Raw genomic sequence first — 17,382 nt, 5'->3', positions numbered from 1 at the left:
TTGCACCCTTGACCCCGATCTGCACAGTATCTGGTAGTGGCCACCCACTGAACCACAAGATACTGTGGTGGCCTCTGGTCCGGACTATTTTATATGGCCGAGGATGCCATCCAGCTCATCCAGGCTGTTATAGTTCAGCACCAGCTTGCCCTTGCCTTTGGCGGTGTGCTGGATCTGGACCCTGGCGCCAAGTCTCTGGGACAGATCGTCCTGCAGCTGACGGATATTTGGATCCAGCTGTGCCGGCGCCTCGGTTGGCGACTCCTGCCGCACCAGCAGGTTGCGCACCAGGGCTTCCGTCTGTCGTACCGACATCCCCTTGCCCACCACCGTACGCGCGGCCTGTGACTGCTGCATTCCGGTGAGTGCCAGCAGTGCCCGGGCATGGCCCATCTCCATATCCCCCCGCTCCAGCAGCAGACGTACGTCTTCCTGCAGCGACATCAGCCGCAACAGGTTGGCGATCGTGGAGCGGGACTTGCCGACTGCGTCGGCGACTTCCTGCTGGGTCAGTTCAAACTCCTGCTGCAGCCGCTGCAGGGAGACTGCCTCCTCGATGGGGTTGAGATCTTCCCGCTGGATATTTTCAATCAGGGCCATGGCGATCGCCGACTCGTCGCTGACGTCGCGGATCACCGCCGGCACCTGATCCAGGCCGGCAAGCTGGGCGGCACGCCAGCGCCGCTCCCCGGCAATGATCTCGTACTTGCGATCGGAAATCGGCCGCACCACGATCGGCTGCATGACGCCCTGGGCGCGGATACTCTCGGCCAGCTCCTGCAGGGATTCGGGGTCGATATCACGGCGTGGCTGGTACTTGCCGCGCTGGATAAGGTCGACAGGGATTTCTTTCAGAATATGGTGCTCGTCGGCCCCCGCAGCGGCATCACCCGACGCCTGGCTGACATTACCGGCCCCAAGCAGCGCATCCAGACCGCGGCCAAGACCCTTTTTTCTTGCCGACATCAGGCTGTCCCCTCGTCCGCCGCCAGTGCACTGGCAGGAAGCTGCAGGCGTTTCTCTTCACGCCGGATAATTTCACCCGCCAGCGCCATGTAGGCTTTGGCGCCGCGGGAGTAGCGATCATAGTACATCGCCGGGAGACCGTGACTGGGGGCTTCGGCCAGCCGTACGTTGCGCGGGATCACCGTGCGATAGACGGCGTCGCCGAAATGCTGGTGCAGCTGGCTCGATACCTCGTTGGTCAGGCTGTTGCGAGGATCATACATGGTGCGCAGGATCCCCTCGACCTGCAGCTCCCGGTTCACTGATTCACCGATCCGCCGGATAGTGCCCATCAGCGCGGACAGGCCCTCCAGCGCAAAATACTCGCACTGCATGGCGATCAGCACGCCGTCCGCAGCCACCAGAGCGTTCAACGTCAGCATGTTCAACGATGGCGGGCAGTCGATCAGGATGTAGTCGTAGCGCTCACGGACTTCCTGCAGCGCGGCGCTCAAGCGACGCTCCCGGTGTTCAATTTCGATCAGTTCAACCTCGGCCGCGGTGAGGTCGCTGTTGGCTGGGAGCACATCGAATTCCCCCTCCGGCGCGCGCTGGGTGATCAGGTGTACCGGCGCGCGATGCACCAGCACATCATAGACGCTGCGCTCGACGGCATGTTTGTCCACGCCGCTGCCCATGGTGGCATTACCCTGGGGGTCTAGGTCCACCAGCAGCAGGCGTTTTTTCATGGCTGCCAGGGATGCGGCCAGGTTTACACAGCTGGTGGTTTTACCAACACCGCCCTTCTGGTTTGCAATTGCGATAATTCTGGCCAAAACACTTTCCCCGGTTGATCGGCTAATGCGGGTTGAGGATATCAGTGGCGGCGAGGGAAAGCTCCACCAGATGACGCTGTTCATCCAGCCCGGGGACCGCCAGCGGGTGCACACCCCGCACGCGGCACTGCTCCGCGACTGCCTCGAGCTCATGATCCGGGCGCGCGCCTTTCATGGCAAGGAACACACCCTCCGGCCGCAGTAAATGCCGGGTACCGGCAATCATATCCGCCAGCGAGGCAAAGGCTCGGGACAGCACCGCGTCAAAACGCCGTTGGGGCCGGAAATCCTCCACCCTTGCATGGTGGATAGTGATATTGGGCAGGGGCAGTGCGGTTTGCACCTGAAACAGGAACCGGGTCTTTTTGCCGTTGCTGTCCAGCAAATGGAACTCGCGCTCGGGAAACATGATGGCTAGCGGTACTCCGGGCAGTCCCGCGCCTGTACCGACATCGATGCAATACGACCCGCGCAGCCAGGGGGCTACCGCCAGGCTGTCGAGCAGGTGGCGGGTTACCATGGCGGCAGGATCGCGGACCGCGGTCAGGTTGTAGGCCTGGTTCCACTTGCACAGCAGAGCGAGATAAGCCAGCAATTGCGTCTGCTGCCCGCTTGTGGGGGTCAGCTCCAACGCTGCTGTTCCCCGGTACAGCAGGGTAGCGAGTGCGGTATCCAAATCAGGCAGATTTGCGGTCAGTCGCACGGTCCAGGGCACCGCGCTTCTTCAGATAGATCAGCAGCAGCGACAGCGCCGCTGGGGTGACCCCGGGTATGCGCCCCGCGCGGGCGAGGGTATCGGGCCGGGACTCGCTCAGCTTTTGCCGCACCTCGTGCGACAGACCGTCGACCCCGGCGTAATCCAGTGATGCAGGTAGTATGGTGTTTTCAAAACGGCGCAAGCGCTCTACCTCGTCCTGCTGGCGATCGATATAGCCTGCGTACTTGGCCTGAATCTCCACCTGCTCGGCCGCCTGCTGATCAGCCAGCGGCTCGCCCTTGAGCCCGGCGATATCGCGATAATTGATCCCCGGGCGTTTCAACAGGTCGGCCAGCGAATATTCACGGGTCAGCGGGGCCTTTAGTTTCGGTTCCAGGCTTGCCGCTTCCGGGGTTGCCGGGTGCAGCCAGGTGGTGGCCAGGCGCCGGGTTTCCCGCTCGATGGCATCGCGCTTGCGGGCGAAGCGGTCCCAGCGTACATCATCCACCAGGCCCAGTTCACGGGCCTTGCCGGTCAGGCGCAGGTCGGCGTTGTCTTCCCGCAGCAGCAGCCGGTACTCCGCGCGTGAGGTGAACATGCGATAGGGCTCAAGGGTGCCCATGGTGATGAGATCGTCCACCAGTACGCCGATGTAGGCCTCATCCCGGCGCGGGCACCAGGGTTCCTGGCCCCGCACCGCAAGCGCCGCGTTGAGACCCGCCAGCAAACCCTGTGCAGCGGCCTCTTCGTAGCCGGTAGTACCATTGATCTGGCCGGCAAAGTAGAGGCCGGGTACGGCTCGGGTCTGCAGGGAATAGTCCAGGTCCCGGGGATCGAAAAAATCGTACTCGATGGCGTAGCCGGGCCGCGTAATGTGGGCGTTCTCGAACCCGCGAATGGAGCGAACCAGGGCGTACTGAACATCGAACGGCAGGCTGGTGGAAATACCGTTGGGGTACAACTCGCTGGTGGTTAGCCCTTCCGGTTCAACAAACACCTGGTGTGAGGTCTTGTCGGCAAAGCGGTGGATCTTGTCCTCGATACTGGGACAATAGCGCGGCCCGATGCCCTCGATAACACCGGAATACATGGGCGATCGATCCAGGCCGCCGCGGATGATGTCATGGGTGGCAGCGTTGGTATGGGTAATCCAGCAGCAACGCTGTTCCGGGCGCTGGCCGGTGTTGCCGAGGAAGGACATCGGCGGCGCGTCCGGGTCACCCCACTGCTCTTCCAATTGGCTGAAATCGACGCTGCGCGCGTCAAGCCGTGGCGGGGTGCCGGTTTTCAGCCGTTCCACCCGCAGAGGCAACTCCCGCAGACGCCGGGCCAGGGTTATGGACGGCGGATCCCCGGCGCGGCCTCCGGCACTATTCTCGAGCCCGATATGGATCTTGCCGCCGAGGAACGTTCCGGTGGTCAACACCACGGCAGGAGCCCGGAACGTCAGGCCCATCTGGGTGATGGCACCCGCGACACGCCCGTTTTCGATCAGCAGGTCGTCCACGGGCTGCTGGAAAATCGCCAGGCCGGGCTGGGATTCGAGTATTTCGCGGATGGCGTTGCGGTACAGCACCCGGTCCGCCTGGGCGCGGGTGGCGCGGACCGCTGGGCCCTTGCGCGCATTGAGCACCCGGAACTGGATACCGGCCCGGTCAGTGGCCCGTGCCATGGCGCCACCCAAAGCGTCCACCTCGCGCACCAGGTGGCTCTTGCCGATGCCGCCGATGGCGGGATTGCAGGACATCTGGCCCAGGGTGTCGACACTGTGGGTGAGCAGCAGGGTACGGCAGCCCATGCGTGCAGCAGCAAGGCATGCCTCGGTCCCGGCGTGGCCTCCGCCGATCACGATCACGTCGTATGTTTGCTGGTATTCCACGCCTGCCTGCCTCTGGTTAACCCGGATCTGGTTGGCCGGGCGACGGATTATACGGCCGCAACGCTACTTGTTCAAAATATGTTCCGTTAATTGATTGTCGGCCGGTGGATTATTTGCAGGAGTGGTGCCAGGCCATTCACAGTCAGGTATTACTTATATCTTGTATATAGATATATATATTTAATGTAGTTACTGATGGTGCCGGAGGCTTCTGTGGGTATCCATTTTTAAGTCTTTTGAATCAGTAGCTTGCGAACCCTGTAACCCTGTTTGAAAGCACTGTTTCTGGCGCCCGCAAGCGGTGCGCGGGCTGGGGAGGGAATTGCCGGTCACGGCCGCACCTTGCTCAGGTGGCAGGGTTACCCCGATGTCACTACCGCTTTGACCACCGGGCTATCCACAGTGTTATGCAGGTGCAGGTTTATGCACTGTCATGTGGGGAGAACCTGTGGGGAATTAGTCGCCAAGCTGTGAGTAAGCTGTGGGGAATCGTTTTTGCTACTTCCCGATGCAGAAACTGGAAAAAATTTCACCGAGCAATTCGTCGCTGCTGATTTTTCCGGTAATCGTGCCGAGTGCGTCGTGGCAGGCCCGGAGGTCCTCTGCCAGCAATTCTCCGGCTCCGGCCTCTTCGAGTTGTCTGCGGCCGCTGTCCAGAAAATCGGCAGCCTGCTGCAGAGCCTGCAGGTGACGGCGTCTGGCGCTGAAGGTGCCGCTGTCACCCTCGTGGTAGCCCATGCTGTCCTTGAGATGCTGGCGCAGCAAATCAAGGCCGTCTCCCTGCCTGGCAGACAGCCGGATCATCGTGTGCGTGCCCGCTTTCTCGAGGGTTGGGGGCAACGCAGCCAGGTCACATTTATTGTGGATTACGGTGACGGGGATGGTTGCGGGCTGGGTGCCTGCCTCCGTCGGCCACAGCTCGGAAGGAGGTACATTCAGATCCTCCCGGGTCATATCCAGCACCAGCAAGACCCGGTCAGCGCTGGCGATTTCAGCCTGCGCGCGGCGTATCCCCTCCTGTTCGACCGCGTCGGTACTGTCGCGCAGGCCCGCGGTATCGACTATGTGCAGGGGCATGCCGTCGAGCTGGATATATTCCCGCAGCACATCGCGGGTGGTTCCGGCGACCGGGGTTACGATGGCAGTATCCTGTCCGGCCAACGCATTGAGCAGGCTGGATTTGCCGGCATTGGGCCGGCCGGCAATCACCACCTTCATACCCTCCCGCAACAGGCTGCCCTGACGGGCGCTGTCCAGGACTGCCTGCAACCTCTCGGTCAGCACCTGCAATTCTCCTGCAACACGGCCATCAGCGAGGAAATCAATCTCCTCTTCGGGAAAGTCGATGGCCGCCTCGACATAGATTCGAAGCCGGGTGACGCCCTCTACCAGCTCGTTTACCAGGCGGGAAAAATCCCCCTGCAGAGAACGGTGAGCATTGCGCGCCGCCTGCTCCGTTGTGCTGTTGATCAGATCCGCGATGGCCTCTGCCTGGGCGAGGTCCAGCTTGTCGTTGAGATAGGCGCGCTCGGAGAACTCCCCTGGCCGTGCCTGGCGGGCACCGGCGGCAAGGCAGGCCCGGAGCAGGAGGTCCATGATCACCGGCCCGCCATGGCCCTGCAGCTCCACGACATCTTCGCCGGTGAAGGAGTGAGGGCCGGGGAAAAACAGGGCTATGCCGGTGTCGAGAGGGTCGCCGCCGGCGCCGCGGAAGGTACAGAAATGCGCGTGTCGGGGCTGCAGCAGGGTGTTGGCAAGTTCCTCCGCAATGCGTCTGGCAGCCGGTCCCGACAGGCGGATGATGCCGATGCCGCCACGGCCGGGGGCGGTCGCGACAGCGGCGATGGTATCTTCATCCATGCTGAGGGCAGAGCTCATGGCGCCAGTATAGGCTGGCCCGGGTTGGCGGGGTACCGCTGCGTCAGGCCTTGGGCTTGGCGGCTCCTTTCTCGATCTGCTTCGTGACCACGTACTGCTGCGTCATCGACAGCAGGTTGTTGACCACCCAGTACAGTACCAGCCCGGCCGGGAACCAGAGGAAAAAGAACGTGAAGATGACCGGCAGCCACTGCATGATCTTGGCTTGCATCGGGTCCGCTGGCGGCGGGTTGAGTTTTTGCATGAACCACATGCTGGCGCCCATCAGCAGCGGCAGCACAAAATAGGGGTCCATGACCGAGAGGTCGTTGATCCACAGGGCGAAGGGTGCGTGACGCAGTTCCACACTTTCCATCAGCACCCAGTACAGGGCGATGAATACGGGCATCTGCACCAGCACGGGCAGACAGCCGCCCATCGGGTTGATCTTCTCCTTCCGATACAACTCCATCATTGCCTGGGACTGTTTCGTCTTGTCGTCCGAGTACTGCTCGCGGATATCCTGCATCTTGGGTGCAACCCGGCGCATATTGGCCATGGAGCGGTAGCTGGTGGCGGACAGTTTGAAAAAGGCGGCCTTGATCAGCACCGTGAGCGCAATAATGGCGACACCCCAATTGCCTACCAGGCCGTGGATCTTGGTCAGTAGCCAGAACAGCGGCTGGGCAATCCACCACAGCCAGCCATAGTCGACGCTCAGCTCGAGATAGGGGGATATCTCCTGGAGCCGATACTGATCCTTCGGCCCGGCATAGAAACTCGCGCCCACCGAACCCTGCTGGCCCGGGTCCAGCACCAGGGCGGGGCTGGTGAAGCCCGCAATATTGAAGCCACTGGCCGTGACCCGGGTACTGTAAGTGTGGCTCTGGTCGGGGTTGGGTATCCAGGCACTGAGGAAATAGTGCTGGATCATGGCAATCCAGCCTCCCGGCAATTGCTCGCGGAAGGGTTCTTCGCGCATGTCATCGAAGCTGAACTTGGTAAAGCGCTCATCTGGCTGGGTGATGGCAGCGCCGAGGAAGGGCTGCATGCCCATGCCACTGGTATCAGCGGTTGGGTCCTTACTGTTGTCGCGCTTGATCTGCCCGAACAGGTTGCCCTGCCAGCGCTCGCTACCGCCGTTGTCGATGATATAGCTGACGTCCATCAGGTAATCGCCCCGACGCAGGGTGAAGCGTTTGCTGACCTTGACCCCGTTGGATCCCTGCCAGAGAAGGTCAACAACCAGCGTATCCTGGTCAGGGGCAAGCTCGTAGTGCTGGCTGCCGGCGGTGTAGCGAGCCCTGGCATCACTGTCTATGCCATCGGGGCCAATCAACCCGCTCTGGGCAACATAGGTGCGCCGGTCGTTCTGTTCCAGCAAGACAAAGGGCTGATCGGGCTGGTCGATTTCTTCCAGGTGCTCCGGCAGGGCCAGTTCAATGATATCGCCACCGACCAGATCAATAGCCAGTTGCAATACATCGGTGCGCACCAGGACGATACGCTGTTCCGTGTCCGCGGCGGTCGCATCGACGCTGGTAATCGGCTCGTCGTCAGCGGATTGCGGCGCCCTGGGCAGATCCTCATTGTCGCCGCTGACGGCGGCCTGGCTGTCTGCGGCAGGCAGTTCCGGCAGGGTTGCGACAGTGCTCTCAGTGCCATTGAGCAAGCGCGTCGCGGTCGGTTGGGAGGCGGTGGTGCTCGCGTCCTTGAACGCGACCCATTCGGTCAGCAACATGAATGACAGGAGGGCGAAAGCGCCGATCAGCAAAGTGCGTTGCAAATCCATAATCAGTGGTCAGCTTTGTCAGTGAGTGTGGTTGCAGGGCGGTACCGGGTCGGCTCCACCTTCGTGCCAGGGATGGCACTTGCCGATGCGCCGCAGTGTCAGGTAACTGCCTCTGAATATTCCGTGCAGGGCAATCGCATCCTGGGCGTAGTGGGAGCAGCTGGGGTAGAAACGGCAGTTGTCCCCGAGGAAGGGGCTGACAGTGTAGCGATAAAGGGAAATGATGACGATCAGGAGCTTGCGCATCAGTTGTCTCGCGGTTGCTGGGTTCTGGCAGCTTTCCGGTGCAACGTCTGCCATTGTTCCCCCAGGGCTGCGAACAGCGCGGTATTGTCGAGTTGATCCAGGCCCCGGCGAGCTAGCAGAACAACGTCCAGCGGTGGTTCTGCCGGGGGTAGCTGTCGGAACAGCTCACGGGCCACGCGCTTGATACGATTGCGCTGTACGGCCTTGCGCACGTTTTTCTTGGCAATGACCAGGCCTAACCGGGACTGCGAAGTCTCACTGATTCGCGCCAGCAGCAGCAGGTTCCGGTGTGATGCCTTGACAGTAGCGTCATCGAAAACGGCCCGGTACTGGGTTGCAGTGAGCAGGCGCCTGGACTTGCCAAAGGAGGCAGAAGTCCCGTCGCGATCAGCGATAGCGCCCACGCAGCAGACAGCTCATCAGGCGGCGAGACGCTTGCGACCTTTGGCCCGGCGGCGGCTCAGGACCAGGCGACCACTCTTGGTGGCCATCCGCGAACGGAAACCGTGGGTGCGCTTGCGCTTGATGACGCTGGGCTGAAATGTTCTTTTCATGACTTAAATCCAGTAGTAGGAATAAATAGAAGGCAGACCTGAGTTGCCGCTCCGAGTTGCTTGCGGGTGCGGAAAGGCAGACTGCAAAAAAGGTTGGGTATTCTAGAGAAACGCCGCGCGTAATTCAATGCGCGCGCAGGTCTTTATTTGTGTGCCCCGAGGGAGCCCGGGTGCTGCTGCGGAACCCTCGCCTGCCATTTATCCCGGCGCTGTAAAAGCGAGCAGTGGCGCGGGCTGTAGCCAACAGCACACATGTTTCACAAAACATATTAACAGGTTATCCACAGAAAAACATGTTCCTGTGGGTCTATTGGGCCGTTGGTCAAAAAACGTGCAGATGCAATTTAAGTGATTGATATGTAAGGATATTTAAATCTCAATTAAATTTGCCAGAGGTGTGGATAACTCGCCGCGAGGGGAGTATGATCGCTCAACCGGCCAGCAGAAAGCCGGGTTCCTAATAACCAAGGTATTCGAACGTCAACAGACCGAATTTGGAGCAGGGCCGGTGTTATCAAAGGCCCCGAGGGGAGTGTTTTGCCTGATGTAATATGGCAGCAATGCATGAGCAGACTTCAGGACGAATTGCCCTCGCAGCAATTCAATACCTGGATACGTCCGCTGCAGGCGAGCCAAACCGGGCAGCAGCTCACCTTGTTTGCGCCAAATCGTTTCATCAAGGACTTCGTCAGCGACAAGTTTGCGCCGCGTATACACCAGTTGTTGCAGGAGCTTGGCGCAGGTGTCTCTCTGAGCCTGGTGCTGGAAATCGGTGTTCAGCAGGGTGCAGAGCTGGGCGGCCAGGCTCTGCAGCGTACAGTTTCCCAGGGCCAGGCAGTCTCAATGGCCCCCGCCGTATCGGGCTATGCTGTCAGTGGGGGCAATGTGGCGGAATTGCGCCCCGCCGTCCCCATGCATGCCATGGCCTCAGCAATGCCCAACCGGGAGCGGTTTGCCGGCACAGCAGCCGGTCGCGAAGCGCCTCCGCCACGGGCCAGAGCAGCGGATGAGCTGGGGCAACAGCACCATCTGGTAGAGCACTATACGTTCGACAATTTCGTGGAGGGCAAATCCAACCAGTTGGCGCTGGCAGCGGCGCGACAGGTTGCCGAAAATCCGGGCGAGTCCTATAACCCCCTGTTCCTGTATGGCGGCGTGGGTTTGGGCAAGACCCACCTGATGCATGCAGTGGGCAATGCGCTGAAGCAGCAGAATCCCGAAGCCAAGGTGGTCTATCTGCACTCGGAACGCTTCGTCGCCGATATGGTCAAGGCGCTACAGCTCAATGCGATCAGTGATTTCAAGCGCTACTATCGCTCGGTCGATGCCCTGTTGATCGACGATATCCAGTTTTTTGCCAAAAAAGACCGCTCCCAGGAAGAGTTCTTCCACACCTTTAATGCGCTGCTTGAGGGCGGTCAGCAGATGATCCTCACCTGCGACCGCTACCCGAAGGAAATCGACGGCCTGGAAGAGCGGCTGAAATCGCGGTTTGGCTGGGGCCTGACAGTCGCGGTAGAGCCACCGGAGCTGGAAACCCGGGTGGCCATTCTCATGAACAAGGCCAGTCAGGCAAGGATTGATCTGCCACCGGATGCCGCCTTCTTTATTGCCCAACGAATCCGCTCCAATGTGCGCGAGCTAGAGGGGGCGCTAAAGCGGGTGATAGCGAGCGCTCACTTCACTGGAAAACCCGTGGATGTTGATCTGATCAAGGAAAGCCTGAAGGACCTGCTGGCACTGCAGGACAAGCAGGTCAGCCTCGACAATATCCAGCGGACCGTGGCGGAGTATTACAAGATCAAGGTGGCAGACCTTATGTCCCGTCGCCGCAGTCGTTCGGTCGCCCGACCGCGGCAGGTTGCGATGGCGCTCGCCAAGGAATTGACCAACCACAGCCTGCCGGAAATCGGGGACAGTTTTGGCGGCAGAGACCACACGACAGTGTTACATGCATGCCGTAAAATAAAGGAGCTTCGCGAAACCAATTCCGATATTCGGGAAGACTACAAAAATTTGCTGCGCTCGCTGACGACGTAGGCACGTACGGAAGGAACCTGGATCTATGAAGTTCTCGATTTCACGGGATGCATTGCTGAGGCCGCTCAATCTGGTGGCGGGCGTGGTGGAGCGGCGGCAGACGCTGCCGATTCTTTCCAATGTGCTGTTGGTATTGGAGGGGGATCAGCTCTCGCTTTCGGGTACAGACCTTGAGGTAGAACTCGTTGGCCGGGTCAAGCTCGCCAAGCCCGCGACATCACCGGGTGAGGTCACGGTGCCGGCACGCAAACTGGTGGACATCTGCAAATCGCTCCCGGAAGGCAGCGATATAGATTTCACGGTCGAAGAAAGCAAGGTGACGGTGCGCTCTGGCCGTAGCCGGTTTACCCTCTCTACCCTGCCCGCCCGGGATTTTCCCAGCGTCGAGGAAGGTGCAGGCACCCACCGTTTTACCATCAAGCAGGGCCAGCTCAAGCGTCTGATCGAGCGCACCGGGTTTGCCATGGCGCAGCAGGATGTTCGTTATTACCTGAACGGCATGCTGCTGGAGATCAAGGCTGGTCGGTTGCGGGTGGTTGCTACCGATGGCCACCGGTTGGCGATGTGCACCCTCCCCGACCCGGTACCCGTGGAGGATGATACTCAGGTCATACTGCCGCGGAAAGGTGTGCTGGAACTGGCCCGCCTGCTGCTGGATGAAAGCGAAGACATAGCCGTGGTTCTCGGTACCAACCATCTACGTGCTACTACTACGGACTTTACCTTTACTTCCAAGCTGGTAGACGGCAAGTTTCCCGATTACGAGCGTGTCCTGCCGCGGGCAGCGGACAAGATTATCATCGGTTCGCGGCTGGACCTGCGTCAGGCTTTTACCCGCACGGCTATCCTGTCCAATGAAAAATATCGCGGCGTGCGTCTCAAGCTGGCGCCTGATGTTATTGAGATCGTCGCCAACAACCCCGAGCAAGAGCAGGCCGAGGAGCAGGTGTCAGTCGAATACCAGGGTGATTCGGTGGAGATTGGCTTTAACGTGAGTTACCTCCTCGACGTATTGGGCGTGCTCAGTGGGGAGCAGGTCAAGTTGTCCATGTCCGATCCCAATAGCAGTGCCCTGCTGGAAGAGTCTGTTGATGGCGATTCGCTGTATGTCGTCATGCCCATGCGACTCTGACGGGGTGTCTTGTTAACCCAGCTCCAGATCCATCATGTCCGGAACCTGCAGCAGGTAACGCTGCAGGATCTGTCGCGCATAAATATCTTCTTCGGCGCCAACGGTAGCGGCAAGACCAGTGTTCTGGAATCGGTGCATATGCTGGGCATGGCGCGCAGCTTTCGTCAGGGTGCAACCCGAACCTTGATTCAGCACGGTCAGCGAGACTGCACGGTGTACGGCATGACAGCCGATACCGGCACAGGCAGCGCGAGCCGGGTTCCGGTGGCTGTGCAGCGGACCTTGACCGGAGAGGTGCAGATCAAGCTGGGGGGGCAAACGATTCGCTCTGTCGCGGAACTCGTGGAGCATCTGCCGCTGCAGGTCCTGAACGCAGCGAGCTTTGAACTGCTTACCGGCGCACCTGCCGCGCGTCGACAGTTTCTCAACTGGGGTGTGTTCCACGTGGAACAGCGCTTCTTTGCTGAGTGGCAGAGGTTTCAGCGGTGTTTGAAACAGCGCAACAAGCTGCTCCGGCATGGTAAACTTGACCACTCAGAACTATCAGTATGGACACGGGACCTGGCGAAGAGTGGCGAGAGGATCCATGAGTTTCGGCTGCAGTACTTTGAAGCTTTGGCGCCGAGGTTCAGAACGATGATGGAGCAACTCTCGCCTTCACTTGGGGGGTTGGAACTCAGGTACCGCAAGGGCTGGGACAGATCGCTGAATTTTAGCGAGGCGTTGGCTGCCAGTGTTCAGGCCGATACAGACCAGGGGTATACACATACAGGCCCCCAGCGTGCGGACATCAAGGTCACAGCCAGTGGGCATTCAGCGGCTGAGACCTTGTCCAGGGGCCAGCAGAAACTGGTGGTCTGCGGGTTGAAACTCGCGCAGGGCCAGTTGATGTCACAAAAGCGTCAGGGCTCGTGTGTCTATCTTGTGGACGACCTGCCCGCAGAACTGGATGCGAGGCATTGTGGCTTGGTGTGTGATGCGCTCGCCGGACTGCAGGCACAGGTTTTTATCACCTGTGTGGCCAAAGCCGACCTTGAGCACATGTGGCCTGCGGGGCTGAAGCCGGCGCTGTTCCACGTGGAACGTGGCGCTGTGGTAGAGCTGAGAGAGAGTGAAGAAACACCGGTTCCGGGCCAGGAAGGGCCGGACTTGGTAACGGGTTTCATGCCGCTCCCGTAAAAAAGCCGCGTAATCAAAGGGTTGACTACCTGAAAGCTGAAGTGAGTGTTGTTTGATGAGCGAGAACGAGTACAGTTACGATTCCTCAAGTATCAAGGTCCTCAAGGGTCTGGATGCGGTCCGCAAGCGGCCTGGTATGTATATCGGTGATACCGATGACGGCACCGGCTTGCACCATATGGTGTTTGAACTCGTTGACAACTCCATCGACGAGGCTCTGGCTGGTCACTGCACCCGGATTGATATCGTTATTCACCCGGATGAGTCGGTAACGGTCAGCGATGACGGCCGCGGCATCCCTACAGAGATGCACGAAGAGGGCGTCTCTGCGGCCGAAGTTATCATGACGGTGCTGCATGCCGGCGGTAAATTCGACGACAACTCCTACAAAGTGTCGGGGGGGCTGCACGGCGTCGGCGTTTCAGTGGTAAATGCCCTCTCCGAAGAGCTGACGCTAACGATTCGCCGGGAAGGCAAGCGTTATGAGCAGATCTATGTCCACGGTGTGCCGCAGGCCCCGCTGGCCATTATTGGCGAGACCCAGGGTTCCGGCACCGCTGTGCGATTCAGGCCTTCCCCGGAAACCTTCACCAATATAGAGTTTCACTTTGACCAGTTGGGTAAACGGCTGCGGGAACTCGCTTTTCTCAACTCCGGGGTCAATATCCGGCTGAAGGACGAACGCTCAGGCCGCGAGGAGAACTACCAGTACGAAGGTGGCCTGCGCGCTTTCGTTGACTACCTGAATCACAACAAGACTCCGGTCAACAAACCCTTCCATTTCCAGCTGGATACGGAAGACGGCATTGGCGTGGAAATCGCCCTGCAGTGGAATGATTCCTTTGCCGAAAACATCTACTGTTACACCAACAACATACCGCAGCGGGACGGCGGGACCCACCTGGCAGGCTTTCGCGCTGCACTCACCCGCAGCTTGAACAACTATATTGAACGGGAGGGTATGGCGAAAAAGGCCAAGGTGTCCACAACGGGTGATGATGCCCGGGAAGGGCTGACCGGGATTATCTCGGTCAAGGTGCCGGATCCCAAGTTTTCCTCCCAGACCAAGGACAAGCTGGTCTCCTCTGAGGTGAAAACCGCGGTGGAGCAGGCCATGAACAGTCAGTTCAATGACTTTCTGCTGGAAAACCCCGGCGAAGCCAAGGCCATTGTTGGCAAGATGCTGGATGCCGCCCGCGCCCGTGAGGCGGCTCGCAAGGCCCGGGATATGACCCGGCGCAAGGGCGCCCTGGACATAGCGGGCCTGCCTGGAAAGTTGGCCGACTGCCAGGAGAAAGACCCTGCCCTGTCGGAGCTTTACCTGGTGGAGGGAGATTCCGCGGGTGGTTCGGCAAAACAGGGACGGAATCGCAAATTCCAGGCAATCCTGCCGCTCAAGGGCAAGATCCTCAACGTCGAGAAGGCCCGCTTCGACAAGATGCTGGGTTCAGCGGAAGTCGGGACCATCGTCACTGCGCTGGGCTGCGGGATTGGCAAGGACGAATTCAATCCCGACAAATTGCGCTACCACAGCATCATTATCATGACCGACGCGGATGTAGACGGCTCCCATATTCGTACCCTGCTGCTGACGTTTTTCTTTCGCCAGATGCGGGAATTGATCGACCGCGGCCATATATTTATCGCCCAGCCGCCGCTCTACAAGATTTCCCGCGGCAAGCAGAGCCAGTACCTGAAGGACGACGAAGCGCTGAACAGCTATCTGACCCAGGGCGCTTTGGATGGGGCTGCCATCGTCGTGAACCCGGAGGCGCCGCCAGTCACCGGCGCGGGCCTGGAAGAGTTGGTTGCGCGGTTCCGCAAAGTGGCGGCCACCATTGAGCGTCTGGGCCGTCTCTACGCGCCACCGGTACTGTGGCAACTGGTGTACGGCGGGAAGCTGATGCCGGAGCAAATGCAGGACGAAGCCGCTGTTATTGCCTTTGCAGAGCAGCTAAGTGAGCGCTTACTCACCGTGGCACCCAAGGGTGCAGCCTATACGGTCACGGTGCGCAAGGATCATGAGCGGCAGAGCCACTTTCCGGTAGTCAAGCTTCTCGCCCATGGCGTGGAGACCGAGACTGAGTATCGCCATGAGTTCTTCTCTTCCGGGGAGTACCGCAGCATGGTGGCTCTCGGGGAGACGCTCAATACCCTGATCGACGAGGATGGGTATTTCCAGCGTGGCGACAAGACCCTGCCCACCCGTAGTTTTGAGGAGGGACTGACCTGGCTGATGACCGAGACCCGCAAGGGCTACAACATCCAGCGCTACAAGGGTCTCGGGGAAATGAATCCCGACCAGCTGTGGGAAACAACCATGGATCCGGAGGCGCGTCGCATGCTCCAGGTTACCGTGGAAGACGGTATGGCCGCGGACCTGATATTCACCACCCTGATGGGTGACCACGTGGAGCCCCGGCGCGAGTTTATCGAGCAAAACGCCCTTTCGGTTGCCAACCTGGACGTTTGACGCCTGCCGGGGGGTGAGTGAGATGATTGAGCTGTGTGGGATCGCCATCCGCGCCCGCCCCAAGGCGCCGATGGAAACCCAAGAATGGGCGCGGGTAACCCCGGAGAGGGGCGTCGAAGGCGATTTTCGCGGCAGGCCAGGCAAACGTCAGGTGACAGTGATGAGCCGGCAGAGTTGGACCAGGGTCTGTGCCGAGCTGGGCGAAGACTTGCCCTGGATGACACGCCGGGCCAATCTGTTTATCAGCGGGATAGAGTTTACTCCGGATGATGTCGGGAACACCCTGCATCTGGGTGACCTGGTGCTGCAAATTACCTGCGAAACCGACCCCTGTAAGCGTATGGATCAGGCCCGGCCCGGATTGCGGGCCGCACTCGATCCGGATTGGCGTGGTGGAGTCTGCTGCCGCGTCATCGCCGGTGGTGAAATCAGTCTCGGCCAGCGCGTGGATTTGCTCAGCGCAGCGCCGTGACCGCAGCCGCCAGACCGATGACAAAGGTCGCGCACGCGATTGCTGGCAACAACACCCGGTTGCCAAGTTTTGCTCCGCCCAGTATGCGACAGTAAATCCCTTTCATCACAGTGTTGGTTGCCGCAGCCAGGCAGACACACATCAATACCAGAGCGGTAGACAGCTCCGCGTCCGCTTTCGGCGCCAGCGACAGCACTATGGGGTCGACATCGGCAATTCCGGTCACGATCGACAGCAGGTAGAGGCCCTGTTCGCCGAACCAGTCCAGCAGGCCCTCTACCGCCACCATGACCACGGCCAGCAGCGCCCCGAATTGCAGTGCCGGCAACAGCTGAAACGGGTTACTTACGTTCGGCGGCTTGACCTCCCCCTCCCCGGAATGGCGTAACTGCCACAGGGCCACGCCCAGCAGCAGTAGCATGCCGCCGCCGAGAGGCAGCAGGGCGGGCAACAGCAGTTCGCGCTTGAGCACGAAAATGACCACCAGCACCCGGCTGAACATGGTGCTGCAGGCGATAAGTATGCCGGCACTGAGCAGCCTGGTTTGGCTGTCGTGCTGGTGCAGGCGTGACAGACTGATGGTCACCGCCGTAGAGGAGGCGAGGCCGCCCGCCAGCGAGGTCACCAGAATCCCGCGCCGGGTTCCGGCAAGGCGCATGGCGAAGTAACCCGCCAGCGACAAACCCGAGATCAGGACCACCATCCACCACAGGCGCCACGGGTTGAGGGCACCCCAGGGGCCGAAATCCTGATCTGGCAGCAGCGGCAGCACGACCACTGAGACCACCAGAAACTGTAGCGTACCGGTCAGCTCCTGGCGATCCAGAACCTCGACCCACCGGTGTAGCGTTTCCTTCTGGTGTAACAGCAGCGTCAACAGCACGGCACTGGCCGCCGCCGGCAACGCCAGGGCAAACGCTGGCATGGTCCCCAGCCAGTAGGTGGCCATCGCCGCTACTGCCGTGGTGATACTCACATCCCCGTCGCGGCGGGATTCCTGGACGTAGCCGGCGGTCAACAGCAAGCCCAGCGGGATGAACACCAGGGCACAGATCAGCGCCGCCCGTCCCGGGACCAGCGCCTGGGCAACCACCGCGACCACGCCCCCGAGCAGGGCAACCAGGGTAAAGGTCCGGATACCCGCGACCCGACCTCCCTCCGAGTGGCCCCGATGGTGCCAGCCGCGCTCACTCCCGACCAGCAGGCCGATACCCAGTGCCATGGCCAGACTGCTGAACTGACTGAGCAAGTGGCTGTAATCTGCTGTTTCCATCGCTTCC

15 protein-coding genes are annotated in these 17,382 nt (G+C 60.3%); 5 read left to right on the top strand and 10 right to left on the bottom strand.

Annotated features, from left to right (window positions below):
• Positions 1-84 precede the first annotated feature (84 nt).
• From Q6D67_RS00245 to rpmH, 9 genes are all read right to left on the bottom strand, one after another.
• Positions 85-966: a ParB/RepB/Spo0J family partition protein gene (locus tag Q6D67_RS00245; RefSeq protein ID WP_304703478.1), complete on the bottom strand. Its 882-nt coding sequence runs from the start codon at positions 964-966 to the stop codon at positions 85-87.
• Positions 966-1,781, bottom strand: a complete 816-nt coding sequence (locus tag Q6D67_RS00240; RefSeq protein ID WP_304703477.1) for a ParA family protein — start codon at positions 1,779-1,781, stop codon at positions 966-968. Before Q6D67_RS00240 ends, Q6D67_RS00245 begins: the two co-directional genes overlap by 1 nt.
• A gap of 22 nt (positions 1,782-1,803) precedes the next feature.
• The gene (gene rsmG / locus Q6D67_RS00235) at positions 1,804-2,484 is read right to left on the bottom strand and encodes a 16S rRNA (guanine(527)-N(7))-methyltransferase RsmG (RefSeq protein ID WP_370551902.1); all 681 of its coding nucleotides are present in this window, start codon (positions 2,482-2,484) and stop codon (positions 1,804-1,806) included.
• Positions 2,459-4,357 (bottom strand): tRNA uridine-5-carboxymethylaminomethyl(34) synthesis enzyme MnmG, encoded by a 1,899-nt coding sequence (mnmG, locus tag Q6D67_RS00230; protein WP_304703475.1) that lies wholly within the window; start codon positions 4,355-4,357, stop codon positions 2,459-2,461. The genes rsmG and mnmG overlap by 26 nt, the downstream gene beginning before the upstream one ends.
• A gap of 498 nt (positions 4,358-4,855) precedes the next feature.
• Positions 4,856-6,217 (bottom strand): tRNA uridine-5-carboxymethylaminomethyl(34) synthesis GTPase MnmE, encoded by a 1,362-nt coding sequence (gene mnmE / locus Q6D67_RS00225; RefSeq protein ID WP_304703474.1) that lies wholly within the window; start codon positions 6,215-6,217, stop codon positions 4,856-4,858.
• Positions 6,218-6,278: 61 nt separating this feature from the next.
• On the bottom strand, positions 6,279-8,006 hold the full coding sequence (gene yidC / locus Q6D67_RS00220) for a membrane protein insertase YidC (RefSeq protein ID WP_304703473.1): 1,728 nt from the start codon (positions 8,004-8,006) through the stop codon (positions 6,279-6,281).
• Between the two features lie 18 nt (positions 8,007-8,024).
• Entirely contained in the window at positions 8,025-8,252 is a 228-nt protein-coding gene (gene yidD / locus Q6D67_RS00215) for a membrane protein insertion efficiency factor YidD (protein WP_304703472.1), read from the bottom strand.
• Positions 8,252-8,656 carry a ribonuclease P protein component gene (rnpA, locus tag Q6D67_RS00210; RefSeq protein WP_304703471.1) on the bottom strand — a complete coding sequence of 135 codons (405 nt, stop codon included), beginning with the start codon at positions 8,654-8,656 and terminating at the stop codon, positions 8,252-8,254. Before rnpA ends, yidD begins: the two co-directional genes overlap by 1 nt.
• Positions 8,657-8,671: 15 nt before the next feature.
• Complete coding sequence (rpmH, locus tag Q6D67_RS00205) at positions 8,672-8,806, bottom strand: 50S ribosomal protein L34 (RefSeq protein ID WP_304703470.1); 135 nt, start codon at positions 8,804-8,806, stop codon at positions 8,672-8,674.
• Positions 8,807-9,370: 564 nt separating this feature from the next.
• Between rpmH and dnaA the strand changes: the two genes are divergently transcribed.
• Genes dnaA through Q6D67_RS00180 form a run of 5 tightly spaced genes read left to right on the top strand, consistent with a single transcriptional unit; the run spans position 9,371 to position 16,102 of the window.
• Positions 9,371-10,846, top strand: coding sequence for a chromosomal replication initiator protein DnaA (gene dnaA / locus Q6D67_RS00200; RefSeq protein ID WP_370551901.1), 1,476 nt, complete (start codon positions 9,371-9,373; stop codon positions 10,844-10,846).
• 25 nt (positions 10,847-10,871) lie between these two features.
• Positions 10,872-11,978 (top strand): DNA polymerase III subunit beta, encoded by a 1,107-nt coding sequence (gene dnaN / locus Q6D67_RS00195; RefSeq protein ID WP_304703467.1) that lies wholly within the window; start codon positions 10,872-10,874, stop codon positions 11,976-11,978.
• A gap of 9 nt (positions 11,979-11,987) precedes the next feature.
• Complete coding sequence (gene recF, locus Q6D67_RS00190) at positions 11,988-13,157, top strand: DNA replication/repair protein RecF (protein ID WP_304703465.1); 1,170 nt, start codon at positions 11,988-11,990, stop codon at positions 13,155-13,157.
• Between the two features lie 55 nt (positions 13,158-13,212).
• Entirely contained in the window at positions 13,213-15,630 is a 2,418-nt protein-coding gene (gene gyrB / locus Q6D67_RS00185) for a DNA topoisomerase (ATP-hydrolyzing) subunit B (RefSeq protein ID WP_304703463.1), read from the top strand.
• Between the two features lie 22 nt (positions 15,631-15,652).
• Positions 15,653-16,102, top strand: a complete 450-nt coding sequence (locus Q6D67_RS00180) for an MOSC domain-containing protein (RefSeq protein WP_304703462.1) — start codon at positions 15,653-15,655, stop codon at positions 16,100-16,102.
• On the opposite strand, the gene Q6D67_RS00175 is transcribed toward Q6D67_RS00180, so the two are convergent.
• Complete coding sequence (locus tag Q6D67_RS00175) at positions 16,086-17,375, bottom strand: MgtC/SapB family protein (protein WP_304703460.1); 1,290 nt, start codon at positions 17,373-17,375, stop codon at positions 16,086-16,088. The two genes, Q6D67_RS00180 and Q6D67_RS00175, sit on opposite strands and share 17 nt — an antisense overlap.
• Positions 17,376-17,382: the final 7 nt, after the last annotated feature.

Origin of the sequence: Haliea sp. E1-2-M8, from assembly GCF_030649675.1 — a bacterium.
GTDB lineage: Bacteria > Pseudomonadota > Gammaproteobacteria > Pseudomonadales > Halieaceae > Haliea.
Note: the sequence above shows the minus strand (reverse complement) of the source record. Positions and strands in the feature narration are given on the sequence as shown.

Coding starts and splice junctions, on each gene's coding strand:
- mnmE (WP_304703474.1), bottom strand. CDS start 6,217: ATGGATGAAGATACCATCGCCGCTGTCGCGACCGCCCCCGGCCGTGGC.
- Q6D67_RS00175 (WP_304703460.1), bottom strand. CDS start 17,375: ATGGAAACAGCAGATTACAGCCACTTGCTCAGTCAGTTCAGCAGTCTG.
- Q6D67_RS00180 (WP_304703462.1), top strand. CDS start 15,653: ATGATTGAGCTGTGTGGGATCGCCATCCGCGCCCGCCCCAAGGCGCCG.
- gyrB (WP_304703463.1), top strand. CDS start 13,213: ATGAGCGAGAACGAGTACAGTTACGATTCCTCAAGTATCAAGGTCCTC.
- dnaA (WP_370551901.1), top strand. CDS start 9,371: ATGAGCAGACTTCAGGACGAATTGCCCTCGCAGCAATTCAATACCTGG.
- dnaN (WP_304703467.1), top strand. CDS start 10,872: ATGAAGTTCTCGATTTCACGGGATGCATTGCTGAGGCCGCTCAATCTG.
- Q6D67_RS00245 (WP_304703478.1), bottom strand. CDS start 966: ATGTCGGCAAGAAAAAAGGGTCTTGGCCGCGGTCTGGATGCGCTGCTT.
- yidC (WP_304703473.1), bottom strand. CDS start 8,006: ATGGATTTGCAACGCACTTTGCTGATCGGCGCTTTCGCCCTCCTGTCA.
- yidD (WP_304703472.1), bottom strand. CDS start 8,252: ATGCGCAAGCTCCTGATCGTCATCATTTCCCTTTATCGCTACACTGTC.
- rpmH (WP_304703470.1), bottom strand. CDS start 8,806: ATGAAAAGAACATTTCAGCCCAGCGTCATCAAGCGCAAGCGCACCCAC.